The sequence below is a fragment of the Pseudoalteromonas sp. ABV4_021 genome (assembly GCF_056159365.1).
In genome coordinates this window covers 2,452,004-2,469,981 of record NZ_JBSWVB010000001.1, presented here as the reverse complement: position 1 = coordinate 2,469,981, position 17,978 = coordinate 2,452,004, and the positions used below count along the sequence as shown (strand labels likewise).

Annotated in this window: 13 protein-coding genes; 9 read left to right on the top strand and 4 right to left on the bottom strand. The window is 41.0% G+C overall.

Translation table 11 applies throughout. From position 1 onward, the window contains the following. Nucleotides 1-24: 24 nt before the first annotated feature. Together ACXAFE_RS11430 and ACXAFE_RS11425 are read left to right on the top strand one after the other, a co-directional pair. Complete coding sequence (locus tag ACXAFE_RS11430) at nucleotides 25-2,211, top strand: bifunctional diguanylate cyclase/phosphodiesterase (RefSeq protein ID WP_475152558.1); 2,187 nt, start codon at nucleotides 25-27, stop codon at nucleotides 2,209-2,211. 62 nt (nucleotides 2,212-2,273) lie between these two features. Further along, nucleotides 2,274-4,490: a YgiQ family radical SAM protein gene (locus ACXAFE_RS11425; RefSeq protein WP_475152556.1), complete on the top strand. Its 2,217-nt coding sequence runs from the start codon at nucleotides 2,274-2,276 to the stop codon at nucleotides 4,488-4,490. Nucleotides 4,491-4,662: 172 nt separating this feature from the next. Here ACXAFE_RS11425 and ACXAFE_RS11420 read toward each other — a convergent pair whose 3' ends face one another. From ACXAFE_RS11420 to coaBC, 3 genes are all read right to left on the bottom strand, one after another. Further along, the gene (locus tag ACXAFE_RS11420) at nucleotides 4,663-7,443 is read right to left on the bottom strand and encodes a S9 family peptidase (protein WP_475152554.1); all 2,781 of its coding nucleotides are present in this window, start codon (nucleotides 7,441-7,443) and stop codon (nucleotides 4,663-4,665) included. 121 nt (nucleotides 7,444-7,564) lie between these two features. Beyond that, entirely contained in the window at nucleotides 7,565-8,152 is a 588-nt protein-coding gene (gene slmA / locus ACXAFE_RS11415; RefSeq protein WP_010561927.1) for a nucleoid occlusion factor SlmA, read from the bottom strand. An 82-nt stretch (nucleotides 8,153-8,234) separates the two neighbouring features. Next, on the bottom strand, nucleotides 8,235-9,428 hold the full coding sequence (gene coaBC / locus ACXAFE_RS11410) for a bifunctional phosphopantothenoylcysteine decarboxylase/phosphopantothenate--cysteine ligase CoaBC (RefSeq protein ID WP_475152550.1): 1,194 nt from the start codon (nucleotides 9,426-9,428) through the stop codon (nucleotides 8,235-8,237). Between the two features lie 109 nt (nucleotides 9,429-9,537). Between coaBC and radC the strand changes: the two genes are divergently transcribed. Both radC and ACXAFE_RS11400 read left to right on the top strand, forming a co-directional pair. Beyond that, complete coding sequence (radC, locus tag ACXAFE_RS11405) at nucleotides 9,538-10,212, top strand: RadC family protein (protein ID WP_475152545.1); 675 nt, start codon at nucleotides 9,538-9,540, stop codon at nucleotides 10,210-10,212. Between the two features lie 128 nt (nucleotides 10,213-10,340). Next, a complete protein-coding gene (locus ACXAFE_RS11400) occupies nucleotides 10,341-10,556 on the top strand; it encodes a bacterioferritin-associated ferredoxin (protein ID WP_010561924.1) in 216 nt (71 codons plus the stop codon). A 75-nt stretch (nucleotides 10,557-10,631) separates the two neighbouring features. Here ACXAFE_RS11400 and ACXAFE_RS11395 read toward each other — a convergent pair whose 3' ends face one another. Continuing rightward, nucleotides 10,632-11,600 carry a class 1 fructose-bisphosphatase gene (locus ACXAFE_RS11395; protein ID WP_237130896.1) on the bottom strand — a complete coding sequence of 323 codons (969 nt, stop codon included), beginning with the start codon at nucleotides 11,598-11,600 and terminating at the stop codon, nucleotides 10,632-10,634. Nucleotides 11,601-11,756: 156 nt separating this feature from the next. Here ACXAFE_RS11395 and ACXAFE_RS11390 point away from each other — a divergent pair, with 156 nt between their 5' ends. The 5 genes from ACXAFE_RS11390 (at nucleotide 11,757) to ACXAFE_RS11370 (ending at nucleotide 17,978) form a co-directional block, all read left to right on the top strand. Further along, nucleotides 11,757-14,159 (top strand): zinc-dependent metalloprotease, encoded by a 2,403-nt coding sequence (locus tag ACXAFE_RS11390; protein WP_475152538.1) that lies wholly within the window; start codon nucleotides 11,757-11,759, stop codon nucleotides 14,157-14,159. Between the two features lie 118 nt (nucleotides 14,160-14,277). After that, nucleotides 14,278-15,621, top strand: coding sequence for a UDP-N-acetylmuramate:L-alanyl-gamma-D-glutamyl-meso-diaminopimelate ligase (gene mpl / locus ACXAFE_RS11385; RefSeq protein WP_475152535.1), 1,344 nt, complete (start codon nucleotides 14,278-14,280; stop codon nucleotides 15,619-15,621). A gap of 7 nt (nucleotides 15,622-15,628) precedes the next feature. After that, nucleotides 15,629-16,255 carry a flavin prenyltransferase UbiX gene (locus ACXAFE_RS11380; RefSeq protein ID WP_475152532.1) on the top strand — a complete coding sequence of 209 codons (627 nt, stop codon included), beginning with the start codon at nucleotides 15,629-15,631 and terminating at the stop codon, nucleotides 16,253-16,255. Between the two features lie 32 nt (nucleotides 16,256-16,287). After that, on the top strand, nucleotides 16,288-17,208 hold the full coding sequence (locus ACXAFE_RS11375) for an ABC transporter ATP-binding protein (RefSeq protein ID WP_054979556.1): 921 nt from the start codon (nucleotides 16,288-16,290) through the stop codon (nucleotides 17,206-17,208). A gap of 2 nt (nucleotides 17,209-17,210) precedes the next feature. Next, nucleotides 17,211-17,978: an ABC transporter permease gene (locus ACXAFE_RS11370; RefSeq protein ID WP_010561918.1), complete on the top strand. Its 768-nt coding sequence runs from the start codon at nucleotides 17,211-17,213 to the stop codon at nucleotides 17,976-17,978.

Genomic DNA, 17,978 nt, shown 5'->3' with positions numbered 1-17,978 from the left:
GTCTTGTGACGACGTAGAGGTTTCATGACACAACCTGCCGAAGAACAGTTTTTATTCTTGAATGAAGATGATAACGAAACCCCCGAGCAGTACTCTGGTTTTTGGGAAGTTTTGATAGTAGATGACGAGCCTGAAGTGCACTCCGTTACACAGCTGGCGCTGTCAGGTTTATCGTTTTGGAATAAACAACTCAGATTTCATCACGCTTACAGTGGTGAAGAAGCTGTCAAAACGCTAACTGAAATCCCCAATATTTCAGTGGTTTTGCTCGACGTGGTAATGGAAACCGACGACGCCGGATTAGTAACGGTTAAACGTATTCGCGAAGAGTTAAATAATTCACAATTAAGAATTATATTACGTACAGGTCAACCGGGTTACGCACCGGAAGAAAATATCATTCGCGAATATGATATTAATGACTACAAAACAAAAACCGAACTGACACGCGCTAAGTTAGTAACCTCATTAGTGTCAGCGCTTCGCTCCTACCAGCAGCTGTGTGAATTATCTGAACACAATACAGGTTTAGAGAGAGTGCTTGATGCCGCAAAGTCGATAAATGGTTTAGAAGATTTAAGTGCTTTTGCGTCACAAGTTATTGAGCAAATAGCTAAGTTGTTAGATGGCACGGGTGACGGTGTGATTGTGAGTGCTGAGGGCGGGCGTTCCGCTGTGCTTGGTGGCAGTGCTGAATACAAAGGAGCTGTTTGGCAAGGTATAGAACAAATAGATAACAGCCGAGCACTCGGTGTATTGCAACAAACATTGGCAAGTAAAACTCATCAAGTTGACGAGCACGACAGCTGCTTTTTTGTTGAAGATGATAAATCGCAGTTTGCGATTTATCTTGAAACCAAAGAAATGGTGCATGAGCAGCAGATTAAACTTATTGAAATCTTTTTGCAGAATGTGTCATCCGCATTTAAAAATGTCAGAATGCTCAGTGAGCTGCGCGACGCTGCTTATAAAGATAAACTCACCAAGCTACCAAATCGTAACGACTTTATAAATCAAATTGGCCGTTTTTACTCAGATAATAATAACGACTTCTCTCTTTACTTTATTGATATAGCTGACTTTTCATCAATTAATAATGGTTTAGGGCAAGATGTCGGCGATTTACTATTACAAGCGGTAGCAACGCGAATTCAAGAAGATGTAATTGGCATTCGTTATTTTGCGCGCATTGGTGCGGATGTGTTTGCAGCATTAGTTGAGTCCGATAAAGTGGCGCCTGAGTCGCTCAATCATATATTGTCTTTGCCTTTTCATGCCGGTGAACATTTATTGCCAGTTAACTTCCACTTGGGCGTCTGCGAGCAGCAGTACTTCTATAAAGATGGAAAAGAAACACTCAAGGCTTGTTATATCGCGCTTAATTTAGGTAAAAAACACTTAAGATTTAACTACGAATATTATCTACCAGAAATGGAAGATAAAATGGCGTGGCAGCTTGGGGTGTTAAAAGAACTACGTCATGATTTTAGTGAGCATAAGTTGGCTGTCTGGTATCAACCGCAAATTTGTTTAGCAACACGTGAAGTAATTGGTTGCGAAGCATTATTAAGATGGCCAAACGAGCAGGGCAGTTTTATTTCTCCGGCGATTTTTGTGCCCTTAGCGGAGCAATCAGGGTTAATTTTACCAATTGGTCAATGGGTGTTAGAGCAAGCTTGTATAACGCAAAAGCAGCTATTAGAACTTGGTTTTGATATGCGTATTGCAGTGAATGTTTCGGTGCCGCAATTTCGTGATCCTCAGTTTGTGAGCAAAGTAAAAAACACGTTAGCAGATCACCAAATAAATCCTCATAAAATTGAGTTAGAAGTGACTGAAAGCATTGTGATGGATGAGCCTGAAATTGTGGTTGAAGCACTAACTGAGCTAAAAGAGCATGGTTTAGAAATTGCGATTGATGACTTTGGCACAGGCTTTTCGTCATTGTCATACCTTAAAAAGCTGCCGCTTAACCGCATTAAAATAGACAGAGCTTTTGTAAAAGACATTCCTGAAGACAGTGGTGCCATTGCTGAGTTAATTGTATCACTGGGTAAAAAGCTTGGTTTAAACACCATTGCTGAAGGAATTGAGAATGAAGATCAGGCGAGTTGTTTGCGCCTAATGGGCTGTGAAGAGGCGCAGGGCTTTATGTTTGCAAAGCCAATGCCGTATGAAGAACTCAAACAATTTTTGCTGGCTAAAAAATAAACACTAGAGGCTAGCGGTAAACTCAGCTATAATTTGCGGCCATTTTATTCTAGGGGCATTTTATGGCTGCTTTATCAGCAGAGCGTAGTCTTTTTTCATATCCAAAATATTGGGCCGAGTGTTACGGTCCATCGCCTTTTTTACCAACCAGCAGAGAAGAAATGGATGCCCTTGGTTGGGATTCGTGTGACATTATTATTGTAACGGGTGATGCTTATGTTGATCACCCAAGCTTTGGCATGGCTGTAATTGGCCGTGTGCTTGAAGCACAGGGCTTTCGTGTCGGTATTATTTCACAGCCAGACTGGTCATCAAAAGATGCCTTTATGTCGCTTGGAAAACCCAATTTATTTTACGGTGTAACCGCTGGTAATATGGACTCGATGATCAACCGTTATACCGCAGAAAAGCGTTTACGCCATGATGATGCGTATACGGCCGGTAATATTGGTGGTAAACGCCCTGATCGCGCGGTGATTGTATATAGCCAGCGTTGTAAAGAAGCTTATAAAGATGTGCCAGTGGTTATCGGTGGAATTGAAGCAAGTTTACGCCGTATTGCCCATTTTGATTATTGGTCTGAAAAGGTACGTCGTAGCGTTATTTTTGACGCCAAAGCGGATATTTTAATTTACGGTAATGCAGAAAGGCCGCTTGTTGAAGTGGCGCACGGTATTGCTGCGGGTAAAAGCATGGATGAAATGCATGACATTCGTGGTACTGCGGTTATTCGTAAAGAGCCATTAACTGGCTGGCGCGGTTCAGATTCCACTGCTATTGACAAAATCGGCAAGATAGACCCAATTCCAAATCCTTATGGTGCAGATGACGTAGGTTGTAGCAAATCAGAATTTAAACAAGCGGGTATTGAGCTAGGCGCTGAAGCTAAGCCTATTACTATTCAGCCGCCGCGCTTAAAACCGTGGGAAAAAGTGTATGTAAAGCTGCCAGCTTATGAGCAGGTAAGTGTAAATAAACCGCTGTATGCGCATGCGTCACGCATTTTACACCAAGAAACCAACCCAGGTTGTGCTCGAGCGCTTTTTCAGCGCCATGGTGACCGTTCGGTTTGGGTGAACCCTCCGGCGTTTCCACTCGAAACACAAGAGATGGATGATGTATTTGGTTTACCATATCAGCGTGTTCCTCACCCAAGCTATGGTGATGAGAAAATTCCTGCTTACGATATGATTAAAACCTCGGTCAATATAATGCGAGGCTGTTTTGGTGGCTGTTCATTCTGTTCAATTACAGAGCATGAAGGGCGTATTATTCAAAGCCGTTCAGAGCAATCAATTATTGATGAAATTGAACAAATTCGTGACAAAGTACCGGGTTTTACAGGTGTTATTTCTGATCTTGGCGGCCCAACAGCCAATATGTACAAATTGCGCTGTAAAAGTAAAAAAGCAGAAAGCACTTGTCGTCGTTTATCGTGTGTTTTCCCTGATATTTGTAAGCATATGGATACTGACCAAACGCCAACGGTAAACTTGTATCGCAAAGCGCGTGAAGTTGAAGGTGTGAAGAAAGTATTAATTGCATCAGGTGTGCGTTATGACTTAGCAATTGAAGATCCTAACTATGTTAAAGAGTTAGTGACACATCATGTTGGCGGCTACTTAAAAATTGCTCCAGAACATACTGAAAATGGCCCTTTATCTAAAATGATGAAACCGGGCATGGGCACGTATGATCGCTTTAAAGAGCTTTTCGAAAAGTACTCAAAAGAAGCGGGTAAAAAACAGTATCTAATACCGTATTTTATCTCTGCTCACCCAGGTACAACCGATTTGGATATGGTCAATATGGCATTATGGCTAAAACGCCATGATTTCAAATTAGATCAAGTACAAAACTTTTACCCGTCGCCGATGGCAAATGCCACTACCATTTACCATACCGAGATGAATTCGCTTAAGAATATTAAGAACAACACGGAAGTTGTTAGTGTGCCAAAAGGCGCGCGTCAGCGTCGCTTGCATAAAGCGATTCTGCGCTATCACGATCCTGCCGGTTGGCCAATGATCCGTGAGGCATTAAAGAAAATGGGTAAGGCGAACCTTATTGGTAATGGCCCTAACTGTTTAGTGCCTGCAGAATCAAGAGATGAGCAACGTAAGTCTAGTCACAGTAAAGGTGGTAGGCCTGCACTGTCTCGCCATACGGGTTTTGGTCAGTTTAATAAAGCAAATACAAAGCCTAAGGTGGGTGGCAATAAGTCACGAGGTGGTAAATCTGCAAACTTTAGTAAGAGCAGAAAAAAAGCCAGCTCGTAAGAGTTGGCTTTTGAATGTTACTTTACTCAATCGGAATTCCCTTCCTGAAAACAACTATACGGTTTTTAGCTTAAGCTAAACTGAATAACTTAAGCTTAGGTTAAATAACTCAAGTTCAGCTTAAACAAAAAATGGCGAGCTAATAGCTCGCCATTTTAGTATTTAAATTAGATTACTCTTTCTCAAATGGCACGCCATTTTGCATCCATTTTGGTGCTGGCTTATCTTTAAGGTGGTGATCAAAGTATTCCATCATACGAATCGAGAAATCTACTTGGTTCGGAAACTTCTTCAAGTGGTGTGGTTCACCTTCGTATTGTAAGAAAATCACATCTTTACCTGCACGGCGAAGCGCTAAATAGTATTGAATACCTTCCTGCCACGGCACAGCGCCATCTTTATCACCAAACATAATCATAATTGGTGTATTCACTTTATCGGCGAAGAACACCGGTGAGTTTTCAATATATAAATCCAAACCATCAAACAAGTCTTTGCCAATGCGGCTTTGTCCTGTTTCGTATTGGAATTGACGTGCAAGGCCAGATTTTAAACGAATGCCACTGTATGCACTGGTCATGTTTGATACTGGTGCACCCGATACAACCGCTTTAAACATATCCGTTTGCGTTACCATAAAGGCACTTTGGTAACCGGCCCATGAGTGACCTTGTAAACCAATTTTGTCTTTGTCTGCCACACCCATATCAATCAGTTTTTGTGCTGCGTTGATCATAGTCTGAGTCGATGATTTACCTGGGTGACCAATCTCAAAACGAATATCAGGTAAGAAAATAGCGTAACCGTTTGAAGTAAACATTGGGAAGTTCGGTCTGTGGTTTAACTCCATTTTCGGGAAGTCATACATGCGTTGGCTCATATAACGGTAGAAATAAATTACTACTGGCACTTTATCGCCTTTTTTATAGCCTGCCGGTTTAATTAACACGCCTTGTAAATCTTCACCGTCAAACCCTTTGTACTTTACAAGTTCAGGTTTACTTGCCCATGCAAAATTCTCTTTTTGTGGGTTCAGGTCAGTTAATTTTGTTGAGGTGGAAAGCGACGTATTGCTTACCCAAAAATCAGGAAACTCATGATAGCTTTGACGCGTATAAATTAACGTATCGGCATGTTTCGCTTTTTTTACTAGGTCAAAACGCGCTTCGCCTGTTAGAACCTGTTCCAGCTGGTTGTTAGCTAAATTAAGCTTAGCAACGCCCGTTTGTTTGTTATCTAGGTTAAAGCTTGAAAGTAATAACGTATCGTTTAAATCAAAAGATAGTTTGTTTTTATCTAAGTTTTTAACGCGATAACGTGTTTCGCTTTTATAACCATGGGTTAAACGCGCGCCTTGTTGTGTGTTTACATCAAATGCCCAAATATCATATTTGTCATAGACATAAAGGGTACTGCTATCGCTGCTCCAGCCAGCAAAACCATAGCCAGGTTGTTCACTTGGATAATCATGTTGGTCATCGCCAAACGTTGCACGAATGCCTTTGGTTATCGCATTAAGCTTGGCGTCTTTGAGTGATTTAAGCTGAACTTGGCCTTTATCGAAGTAAGCAGCAAATTGACCATTAGGTGAAAGCGTCGGACGTGCGCGGGTATTTTCGCTAATTTTAACGCTGTTACCTGTTTTAGTATCTACTGCGTAGTAATCTGCAAAGAAACCGTCATACATAATTTTGTGAAGATGCGGTTTATTACTGTAGCCAAGTAAAAATTGCTTTTCTGTATGCAGGCTTACATCCCTTACAATCTCAGTTTCGAGCTGTACGGCTTTATCGCTGTTTAAATGAAATACCGCTTGGTAATGGCGATTTTTATTCTTTTCATTCCATTGCTTAATTTCGCGCGGCTTTATTTCGGCATCTTTGTGATGCCATACTTTTAGCCCTTTTTGGTCGCGAATAACATCGTAATCATAAAGATCGTTTTGCTCTTTGTACTTTTTCTTTTCGATTTTTTCCGAAAGCATTGGGCGCGTCTCAAAATAAAGGCGCTCGCCAGTTTCAGACCATTTTAATTTAGCCGTTTTACCGATAAACCAATTCTCGATAGGCGTTTCGATTTGTTTTAATTGGTTGTTTTCACTGTGCCATAAGTAAAGTGAATGTTCACGACGACGCTTATCATCATTAACGTAATTACCGACCGAAAGCGCTAGAACATCATTAACTGGGTGCCATACGAGTTTGTTAGCTGCAACGCCAGGCTCAGCAAATAAGCTGCTCATTTCAAAATTTGGCAGAGCGATTTGGCTAATGGCGTTTTTATCGCCTTCTTTGCTTACTTGGCTTACAACAAGTTGCGTGCTGCTTGGTGCAATGGCGTAAGTAAGCACGTTTTCAATTGAATGCGTTTTATTGTTTGTTAAGTTCACAATGTTAAGGGTGTAAACTTTATCTTTTTTATCCGCTTTTAATTTCGCGTCTTTATCGTCTTTGTCTTTTGATGTTTTATCTGCTTTTTTATCACTTTCGGCTTCGTCTTTTTTCTTAACTTCAGTGCGGTAAGCCAGCCAGTTTCCATCATTTGAAATAACAAAGTCTTCAACACGCTCAAAGGTGATAACCTTGCCTGTTTCGCTATTTACTAACGATAAATCATTTTTTAGTTTTTTCTTTTTATCTTTTGATGCACTTTCACTGGCTAGTAAGTCTGGTTTAACAGTAAACGCGACCCATTTCTCATTTTCATTAATAACCGGTGATGTACCTCGCTCAACGCTTGCAAGTAGCGCCTTGTTATTTAGCGTGTAAACCTGTCCTTCGCTGTTACCGCGATAAGGGCTTGCGCTAAATGCGAGTAAATTTCCCTGCTCTGAAAGTTGGGTAGATTTTGCGTATTTAAAATCAAATACGTCTTTAAATTGAAGAGGTTCGCTGGCGCTTAATGCAAAACTGGTTGCTAACGCTAAGCTTGAAAGTGTAAACGCGAGTTTCATTAATGATTACCTAGTGCTAATTATTAGCTCTAGTGTAAACAGAAACCAAAAAGAAGAAAGAGAATGCGATAAGTCGCAAAATAGCGCGTTGAAGTAAAACATATACTTCAACGCGAGGGGGTTAGTGCCAAGCTAAGGTGAAAAGCGACCACTGTGCGTCAAATTGCGCGGTTGGTTTTGCTTTAAAATCAGAGCGCACAAACTGGTTCATTTTACCTTCAACGTAGGCTAAAAGTAGATTTGCTAACTGTTCTTCTGCAAGGGTAAACGTTTTACCTTCACGTAGCTTACGTTCGCGTAATACTTGCTTTAGTTGCGTTTCTAGCTTTTCAAATAAACCTTGAATACGTTCACGTAAACGCTCTTGTTCACCTTGCAGTGCATCACCGGTAAGAATGCGCGTAATGCCTGGGTTTTTTTCAGCAAAGCTCAGAAGTAACAATAAAATATTGTGAATACGGCTATGGGTGTCTTTTTCTTTTTCTAAGATAAGATTGATATTGGAAAGCAGGGCATTTTCAATAAACTCGATTAAGCCTTCAAACATACGTGCTTTGCTTGGAAAGTGGCGGTAAAGCGCCGCTTCTGAAACACCTACCTCAGTGGCTAGTTTAGCCGTGGTGATACGCTGTCCTGGACTGGTTTCAAGCATTTGCGCAAGTGCTTGTAAGATTTCTTCCTTGCGATTACTACGTTTTGTGGCAGGCATTTTTATCCCTTACTTCTTATCATTATTATCAACCTCAAGAGGCGCATATCTTAATTACTTATGATTTTAGATGCCAGTTTTTTTACTTTTTAGCCGCGAGTTTTGACGCGATTTCTTTCAATATTAAATGGCTAATTTGTTGTTTCGATTGCAGTGATAAATGGCGTTCACCCTCCGGCCAAAATAGTGTCATGGCATTGTTTTCACTATTAAAACCAATGCTAGAATCAGACACATCGTTGGCGCAAATCATATCGAGATTTTTATTTTTTAGTTTGCCTTTGGCGTAGTTAGCAACATCGTTGGTTTCGGCTGCAAAGCCTACTGTAAACGGGCGATTTGCTTTGAGTGCAGCAACTGAGGCAATAATGTCAGGGTTTTTGCTGAGCTCAATGGTCATGGTATCGCCCTGTTTTTTAATTTTATTATTTGCAGTCGTTGTTGCCTTGTAATCGGCAACAGCTGCGCAGCCAATAAATACATCTGAATTAACTGCTAACTCCATGGCTGCATCATGCATTTGCTGTGCGCTTTCTACATCAAAACGATTTACTTCACTCGGTGTGGTTAAATTCACAGGGCCACTAATTAGGTTTACATTAGCTCCTAGCGCTTTTGCAGCACGCGCTAGTGAAAAGCCCATCTTTCCTGAGCTGTGATTAGAGATAAAACGTACAGGGTCAAGCGCTTCACGGGTTGGACCCGCAGTGATAGTCACGGTTTTACCTGCAAGTAGTGGGGTATCTTCGCGCATTAAACACAGCTCAACCAGTTCGTTAGGCTCTAACATGCGGCCTTTACCCACATCGCCACAGGCTTGTTCACCACTGGCAGGTCCCCAAATAGACACACCATATTCACTTAATTTTTGTAAGTTTTGCTGGGTTGCAGGGTGGGCGTACATTTGCTGATTCATTGCCGGTGCAATCGCTACTTTTGCTGGTGTTGCGAGTACCAAGGTGGTTAACAGATCGTCGGCCATACCATGGGCCATTTTAGCTATGGTGTTAGCGCTGGCTGGGGCAATTAAAATAAGGTCAGCCCATTTAGCAAATTCAATATGGCCCATTGCCGCTTCTGCCGCAGGGTCAAGTAAGGATGTCGAAGCTGGGTTTCCTGATACAGCTTGCATGGTAAGCGGGGTTATAAACTGTTGCGCAGAGTCGGTCATTACCACTTTAACTTGCGCCCCGTTTTCGGTTAAACGCCTTGTTAATTCAGCACATTTATAAGCAGCAATACCGCCCGTAATTCCCAATACAATTTTCTTCGACATAATATTTAATGGCATGTTTTAAATTAACTAAACCATACCATTTTCCATAATTTTTGGCGAGGCTGGCTATACTAATAAAATGATTTCAAACGTTAACATGGACCGTTAAATGCAAATAAATCAAATGCCCATAGAGGCAAGACCAAGAGAAAAGTTATTAAGTAAAGGCGCTAGTAGTTTAACCGATGCCGAGCTGCTGGCGATTTTCTTACGTACTGGTATTAAAGGGCTTAACGCCATTGAGTTAGCCGATATGTTGCTTAAACAACAAGGCTCACTTGGTCAGCTCTTTTCATTGGAATGTGATTCATTCTGCCAACAATTAGGGCTGGGGCCCGCAAAATATGTGCAGCTGCAAGCCGTGCTTGAATTAAGTAAACGTTTTTTTGCTGAGCAACTTCAGCGTGAAGCCGTATTTGATTCGCCTTATTCGGTAATTAACTACTTAAAGTGCGAACTACAAAAAGAGCATAAAGAATGTTTTTACCTACTGTTACTCGATAGCCAAAATAGGCTCATTAAATCGGTAAATCTATTTCAAGGCACCATTAATGCAGCATCGGTTTACCCACGAGAAGTTGTTACTACGGTATTAAAATACAACGCGGCAAATGTAATTTTGGCACATAACCACCCAAGTGGCATTGCTGAACCTTCAGAGGCAGATAAATTAATAACTAAGCGATTATCAGATGCACTTGGTTTGATTGATGTGAGTATTTTAGATCACATTATAATTGCAGCAGGTAATACTCATTCGTTTGCTGAGCATGGTCAAATTTAAAGGTAAAAAGTGAGTTTATTAATGCTTTTTTGTAAATAGCTGTTTTTACAGTTATTAATATTATTGAAAATTATTCTCAATAGCATTAAAATTTGTAGTGTAATTAATTTTGAAAGCACTCACTTATTATGTACGTTTGTATTTGTCATGCAGTTACTGAAAAACAGATTAAGCAGGCCGTAACCGATGGTATGGATTCGATGCGTGATGTGCGTGGCTGTTTAGGTGTAGGTAGCCAATGCGGTAAATGTGTATGTCATGCAAAAGATGTCATCACGCAGTCACAGCAAGAATTAGCTATTAAAGTAAGTGTTGATTACACCAGTTGCCAAAAAGTGGCTTAATTCAGAATATGAGATTTCTAAATTAAAAAAAAACCGCGTAAATCGCGGTTTTTTATTACTCAAAATAAAGTCTGTTTACTTGTGATAATCCAAGCAAATTTCCACTTCATTTTTTGAACCCATAGTAACCGCAACGCGCTGGTGAATTTCTTGCGGTTCAATATCTAAAATACGGTCAAGGCCTGCATATGCAACGCCGCCAGCTTGTTCTACTAGCATTGCCATTGGATTTGCTTCATAAAGTAAGCGTAGCTTGAATGGCTTTTCCGGGTTTTTCGTGTCTTCAGGGTAAGTAAATAAACCGCCGCGACATAATAAGCGGTGCACATCACCTACCATGCAGGCAATCCAACGCATATTGAAGTTTTTCTTGCGTGGGCCTTCTTCGCCAGCAAGGCAATCAGCAATATAGTTTTGCATTGGTGCTAGCCAATGGCGCTGATTTGATGCATTAATTGCGAATTCTTTAGTATCTTCAGGAATAGCTACTTTATCTTCAGTAAGTAAGAAACTGCCGTGCGTTCTATCTAATGTGAATAAACGCGTACCTTTACCAATGGTGAGCGCCAACATAGTAGATGGTCCATACAGTACATAACCTGCAGCCACTTGGTGCTTGCCTGCCTGCATGAAAATGCTTTGATCATCGGCGGCTTTATCTTTTGGCGCTTTCATAATTGAGAAGATAGTGCCAACTAACGAGTTAATATCGGTATTTGATGAACCATCAAGTGGGTCAAATGCAACGATATATTCAGCATCTGGGTTGCCAGCAACAGTATAATCTTCTTCTTCAGACGCGATGGCTTTTACGTAGCCAGACTCAAGTAGAATATCTTTAAGTAACTGGTTCGATAAAACATCAAGCTTCTTTTGCGTTTCACCTTGAATGTTTTCGTCTAAGGTTGAACCTAAAACACCTGATAATTCACCTTGGCTTACGCGGAATGAAATTTCTTTACAAGCAGCAAGAATCGTTCTGATCAATGATAAAAGATCACGAGGACAGCCGTCTTCGATCAATACTGGTGGAAGTCTACGCATTTTATATTCCTGACTAATAGCTTATTGCCACATAAAGTGAGAGGGTGGCAACAGGCAACCTTTCGGCAGCGCTCAGTTAAATTTGTATACAATTGTGCATTAGCTTGTGTATGATTTAAGCACCATGCACCATTGATAATGAAATAACAAAGAAAGATGCAAAGATTAGTACAACCATTTCTGCTGATCTGTGCTTTGTTACTGTTAAGTATACCAAAAGCGCAGGCAACCCTGAAACCCATTGAATCATTTACTCGCGAAATGAATCGTTATCCGGGTTATTTTACTTTTTATTACGATAATGCTTCGGGCAAGGTTTACTTAGAAGTAAATAAATTAAACCATGAATTTCTGCTGCAATTAAGCATGCCTTACGGCTTAGGGTCAAATGATATCGGTCTTGATCGCGGCCAGTTAGGTGATACTAAAATTGTGCAGTTTGAAAAACATGGTAACAAACTTTTATTAAAACAAAATAATACTTACTACCGTGCAAACAGTAAAAATAAGGCTGAACAGCAAAGTATTCGTGAAGCATTTGCTTCTAGCGTATTGCACGGTTTTGAAATCAAAGCTGCGAGCAATGAGCGGACTTTAATTGATTACACACCGTATTTATTATCCGATGTACATGGCGTTTCAAGAACGTTAGCGAGTCGAAATCAAGGAAGCTTTAGCTTAGATAAAAGTAAAAGTGCTGTTTATATGCCGCGCTCTAAGTCGTTTGCTAAAAATACAGAGTTAGAAGCGATTGTTAGCTTTAACGGCACAAAGCCGGGTAAATACATAAAACAAATAGCACCAGATCCTTACGCTATTTCAGTACATTTACACCACTCATTTATTGAATTACCGGACGATGGCTTTAAACCACGTAAATTCCACCCGCAATCGGGTTTTTGGAGCGAAGAATACAAAGACTATGCAGCGCCATTATCTGAGTCTATGTATGTGCGTTATATTCCAAAACATCGTTTAGCGAAAAAAGATCCAACCGCTGAAATTTCAGAAGCCGTTAAACCGATTGTTTACTACCTCGACCCAGGTGTGCCCGAACCGGTAAAAACAGCCTTACTCGATGGTGCAAAATGGTGGCAGGCAGCCTTTGAAGCGGCAGGTTATAAAAATGCTTACCAAGTAAAAATGCTACCTGAAAATGCAGACCCTATGGATATTCGTTATAACGTGATCCAATGGGTACACCGTGCAACCCGTGGTTGGTCATATGGTTCAAGTGTTATCGACCCGCGCACAGGTGAAATTATTAAAGGTCATGTAACCCTTGGTTCACTGCGTGTACGCCAAGATATTCTAATTGCAGAAGCACTAGCAGCACCTTATTTAAAAGGTGATGAAAGTGCAGAAAAACTGCATGCGATGGCGCTAGACCGTATTCGCCAGTTGAGTGCCCATGAAGTAGGTCATACTTTAGGTATTGCACATAATTTTTCTGCATCAGTAAAAGACCGCGCATCGGTGATGGATTATCCGCATCCGTTAGTGAGCTTTAATGATGATGGCAGCTTTAATACTGAAAACGGCTATGGCAAAGGCTTAGGTGTGTGGGATATTCAAGTTGTGAAGTATGGCTACTCTGATTTTCCAATTTTGAGCGAAGCAAAAGAGCTTGAAAAAATCTTAGCGGAAAATAAGCGCCTTGGCCTTGAGTTTATTTCCGATAGCGATGCACGGGCGAAAGGCGGTGCACATCCAACAGCACATTTATGGGATAACGGTGATAATCCAAGTCAAGAATTGTTGCGAGTGCTTTCTATTCGTGAAAAAGCGATGTCGAAGTTTGGCATTCATAATATTAAAAATGGCACGGCACTATCGCAGCTAGAAGAAGTGTTTATTCCACTTTATTTATTCCATCGTTATCAAACAGAAGCAGCAGTTAAATTGATTGCGGGTGTTGATTACGACTACGAATTACGAAGTGGTGATACTTTTAATGGTAACAAGCTTGTTGATGTTGCTAAACAAAAAGAAGCACTAAGTGCGCTATTAACAACGCTTGAAGCGGACCAATTAGTGGTGCCTGAGCACATACTTAATGTTATTATACCAAAAGCGTATGGAGAATACAAAACTCGCGAAAGCTTAATTGGCCGCACTGGTTTAACACTTGACCCATTAGCATTACCGGAAGTTTCAGCAAATCATTCACTCTCTTTATTGTTAAATTCACAGCGTCTAAATCGTTTACATTTCCAAGCGATGCGAGATAGTAAACAGTTAAGCGCGCGCAATGTGTTATTTCAACTTAGTGAGCAAGTGTTTTTCAGTAACCAAAAGCAAGGCATGTTGCACCAAGTTGCACAGCGCATTCAAATGGTAACGGCATATCATTTAGTAAAAACTGCATTAAGTGATAAAACTGACCCTGAAGTACAGGCTGAACTAGCAGGGCAAATTGAATTTATAGCCCGTAAATTTGCCCGTACTAATGATAACTTTAAGAAATACCTTGCGAATATCTTATTTAAATCGTTAGAAGAGGGTCAATGGCAAGGTCACTTTAAGCCATTGGCGATGCCGCCGGGTTCACCTATTTAACACCTAAATAGTAAGTTATGGCATACTAAGCCCATTAGCGAAATCTAATGGGCTTTTTTATTGAACTGTTAATCTATTTAAAGCTCATATCGAATTTATACGACAAGAATCAACAACAATGCATATTCATATTTTAGGTATTTGCGGCACCTTTATGGGGGGCATCGCAGCCATTGCAAAATCGTTGGGCCATAAAGTTACTGGCTCAGATCAAAACGTTTACCCACCAATGAGTACTCAGCTTGAGTCTTTAGGCATTGAGCTTATTCAAGGTTACGATGTTGCCCAGTTAAAACCACAACCAGATATCGTGGTAATTGGTAATGCCATGAGTCGCGGTAATCCATGTGTTGAATATGTGCTTGAAAATCGTATTCCATATACTTCCGGCCCTGAGTGGTTAAAACATAATGTATTGCAAGATGCATGGGTGCTGGCGGTGTCAGGTACTCATGGCAAAACCACTACAGCAAGCATGCTTGCTTGGGTATTAGAATATGCAGGCCTTGATCCAAGTTTTTTAATTGGTGGTGTAGTACAAAACTTTGGCCTGTCGGCGCGCATTGGCAAAACACCGTTTTTTGTCATTGAAGCAGATGAATATGACACCGCGTTTTTTGATAAGCGTAGTAAGTTTGTACACTACTTACCGCGTACTTTAATTCTGAATAACCTTGAATTTGACCACGCTGATATTTTTGAAAATTTAGCGGCAATTCAAAAGCAGTTCCATCACTTATTACGCATAGTCCCTGGGCAGGGGAAAGTGATTTGGCCAAGCGATGATGTGAATATTCAGCAAGTGATAGAAAAAGGTTGTTGGAGTGAGCAAGAGCAACTTGGCAATGACTGGGATTATCAACTTATAAACGCCGATGGCAGTGAGTTTGATGTGCTGCTCGGTGGCGATATCGTTGGGCGTGTGAACTGGCAAGCAATTGGCGAACATAATGTTAAAAACGCTTTAATGACGATTGCAGCAGCGCGTCATGTGGGAATTCCTATTGAAACCTCGATTGCAGCGCTGGCTGAGTTTATTTCACCAAAGCGTCGTATGGAATTAAAAGGCGAGGTTGCGGGCATTAAGCTCTACGATGATTTCGCCCATCATCCAACTGCTATTAAAACGACTTTAGCTGGGCTTAGAGCAAAAGTGGGCCAAGCGAGAATTTTTGCCGTATTAGAACCACGTTCTAATACAATGAAAATGGGCGTACATCAAAATACACTATTAGCGTCGCTTGAAAATGCCGACGATGTGATTTTATTTGAGCCAGAGAACCTAAGCTGGTCACTCAAAGGGGCTGCCAATAAGGCTGGCGCTCTATGTTTTAACAGCACCGATGAGATCATTAAAACGCTACTTGAAAAAGCAACTGCCGGCGACCATATATTGGTAATGAGTAATGGTGGCTTTGAAAATATTCATAATCGTATTTTAGATGCGCTCGCCAACAAATAGGCTTTTTATGACGCAAAACCATGAATTTAATGAAACCATAACCGTTGCACTTAGCGGTGCTTCAGGCATGCCGTATGGTTTAAAACTAATTGAAACGCTAATTTCGTTAAATCACCAAGTATTCGTTTTGGTATCGAGCGCGGCCCGCGTGGTGCTTGATACGGAATCAGATGTGAAACTATCGGGTAACGAAGAAAAGGCAACAGAGCAATTATCTAGCTTATTCAATGCCAAGCCAAATCAGCTTAAAGCCTTTGGCAAAGATAATTGGTTTAGCCCTGTGGCATCGGGCAGTGCAGCACCTAAGAAGATGATTGTGTGCCCGTGTAGTGCAGGCACTGTATCGGCAATTAGCCATGGCGCATCTGATAACTTATTAGAACGTGCTGCGGATGTAGTGATTAAAGAAAAAGGCCAATTAATGCTGGTGGTGCGCGAAACACCGCTTAGTGCGATTCACCTTGAAAATATGCATAAGCTGGCGCAACTAGGTGTAACTATTATGCCCGCAGCACCTGGGTTTTATCATAACCCTAGCTCAATTGATGACTTGGTTAACTTTATGGTGGCGCGTATTTTAGACCATTTATCTATTGAGCATACGCTGGCTAAACGTTGGGGCTACGGCTGCTAATTAATCCATCCAAAATTGGAACGCAAAATACAATGACAAAAGCTCTCGAAATTGTTGGTTTAGAAAAAACCTACAGTAACGGTGTTCAAGCTGTTAAAGGAATTGATTTAACGGTCGAAAAAGGCGACTTTTTTGCGCTTTTAGGTGCTAATGGTGCTGGCAAATCGACCACAATTGGCGTGATTTCTTCGCTAGTTAATAAAACCAAAGGCACGGTAAAGGTCTTCGGTCATGATATTGATACTGACCTTGGCAAGGCTAAAACTAATTTAGGGTTAGTGCCACAGGAATTTAACTTTAGCCAATTTGAAACACTTAACCAAATTCTTGTTAACCAAGCCGGTTACTATGGCGTGCCACGCGCAGAGGCGCACAAGCGTGCTGATGAACTGCTTGCACAACTTGGCCTTGCGGATAAAAAAGATAAGCAAGCGCGCACCTTATCAGGTGGTATGAAACGCCGTTTAATGATTGCGCGTGCGTTAATGCACAAACCGCAACTGCTGATTTTAGATGAACCTACCGCGGGTGTAGATATTGAGCTGCGCCGTTCGATGTGGGAATTTTTAAAAGAAATTAATCAGCAAGGCGTCACCATCATTCTCACTACGCATTACCTTGAAGAAGCTGAAATGCTCTGCAAAAACATCGCGATTATCGATAAAGGCCAAATTATTGAAGACACCAATATGAAATCGTTATTGGCAAAGCTTGATAAAGAAACCTTTATTCTTGATTTAAAGCAGCCAACATCGGCATTTTCACTCGATGGTTACACAACTCGCGAGATTGACGACCATACCATCGAAGTGGATGTGGAGAAATCTCAAGGGTTAAATGGTGTATTTGATGCGTTAAGTGCATCAGGTAATACAGTGCTAAGTATGCGTAATAAGGCGAATCGCTTAGAAGAACTGTTTGTTGCGATTGTTGAAAAGGGGCGTGAGCAATAGTTATGAGTAGTCAATTTACTGCATTAAAAACACTGTGGATCAAAGAGTGTATTCGCTTTACCCGTATCTGGGTACAAACCTTAGTACCGCCAGCAATTACCATGTCACTGTACTTTGTTATTTTTGGCAACCTAATTGGTTCTCGCATCGGTGATATGGGTGGCTTTAACTATATGGAGTTTATTGTACCGGGTCTGATCATGATGTCGGTGATTACTAATTCTTATTCTAATGTGGCATCGAGCTTCTATTCAACGAAATTTCAAAAAAGCATTGAGGAGCTGCTAGTTTCGCCAGTGCCTACCTATATAATTGTATTAGGCTATATGGGCGGCGGTATGGCACGCGGCCTATGCGTTGGCATTATCGTAACTATTTTGTCGCTGTTTTTTGTTGATATTCAAATTCATAATGTTGCCGTTATTTTTGCCACAGTATTACTTACCGCAGCCGTGTTTGCACTTGGTGGTTTAATTAATGCGGTATACGCCAATAGCTTTGACGATATCAGTATCATCCCCACCTTTGTTTTAACGCCGCTAACCTATTTAGGTGGCGTGTTTTACTCAATCACCTTGTTACCTGATTTTTGGCAAGGCGTTTCACAATTTAATCCAATTATTTATATGGTTAATGCATTTAGGTACGGCTTTTTAGGTGTATCTGATGTAGATATCACAACGGCATTTGCAGTAATTATTGCGTTTATCAGTGCGTTATTTGCTGTTGCATACCGTTTAATTGATAAAGGGGTTGGCATTCGCCACTAA

Coding starts and splice junctions, on each gene's coding strand:
- ACXAFE_RS11430 (WP_475152558.1), top strand. CDS start 25: ATGACACAACCTGCCGAAGAACAGTTTTTATTCTTGAATGAAGATGAT.
- ACXAFE_RS11425 (WP_475152556.1), top strand. CDS start 2,274: ATGGCTGCTTTATCAGCAGAGCGTAGTCTTTTTTCATATCCAAAATAT.
- ACXAFE_RS11420 (WP_475152554.1), bottom strand. CDS start 7,443: ATGAAACTCGCGTTTACACTTTCAAGCTTAGCGTTAGCAACCAGTTTT.
- slmA (WP_010561927.1), bottom strand. CDS start 8,152: ATGCCTGCCACAAAACGTAGTAATCGCAAGGAAGAAATCTTACAAGCA.
- coaBC (WP_475152550.1), bottom strand. CDS start 9,428: ATGTCGAAGAAAATTGTATTGGGAATTACGGGCGGTATTGCTGCTTAT.
- radC (WP_475152545.1), top strand. CDS start 9,538: ATGCAAATAAATCAAATGCCCATAGAGGCAAGACCAAGAGAAAAGTTA.
- ACXAFE_RS11400 (WP_010561924.1), top strand. CDS start 10,341: ATGTACGTTTGTATTTGTCATGCAGTTACTGAAAAACAGATTAAGCAG.
- ACXAFE_RS11395 (WP_237130896.1), bottom strand. CDS start 11,600: ATGCGTAGACTTCCACCAGTATTGATCGAAGACGGCTGTCCTCGTGAT.
- ACXAFE_RS11390 (WP_475152538.1), top strand. CDS start 11,757: ATGCAAAGATTAGTACAACCATTTCTGCTGATCTGTGCTTTGTTACTG.
- mpl (WP_475152535.1), top strand. CDS start 14,278: ATGCATATTCATATTTTAGGTATTTGCGGCACCTTTATGGGGGGCATC.
- ACXAFE_RS11380 (WP_475152532.1), top strand. CDS start 15,629: ATGACGCAAAACCATGAATTTAATGAAACCATAACCGTTGCACTTAGC.
- ACXAFE_RS11375 (WP_054979556.1), top strand. CDS start 16,288: ATGACAAAAGCTCTCGAAATTGTTGGTTTAGAAAAAACCTACAGTAAC.
- ACXAFE_RS11370 (WP_010561918.1), top strand. CDS start 17,211: ATGAGTAGTCAATTTACTGCATTAAAAACACTGTGGATCAAAGAGTGT.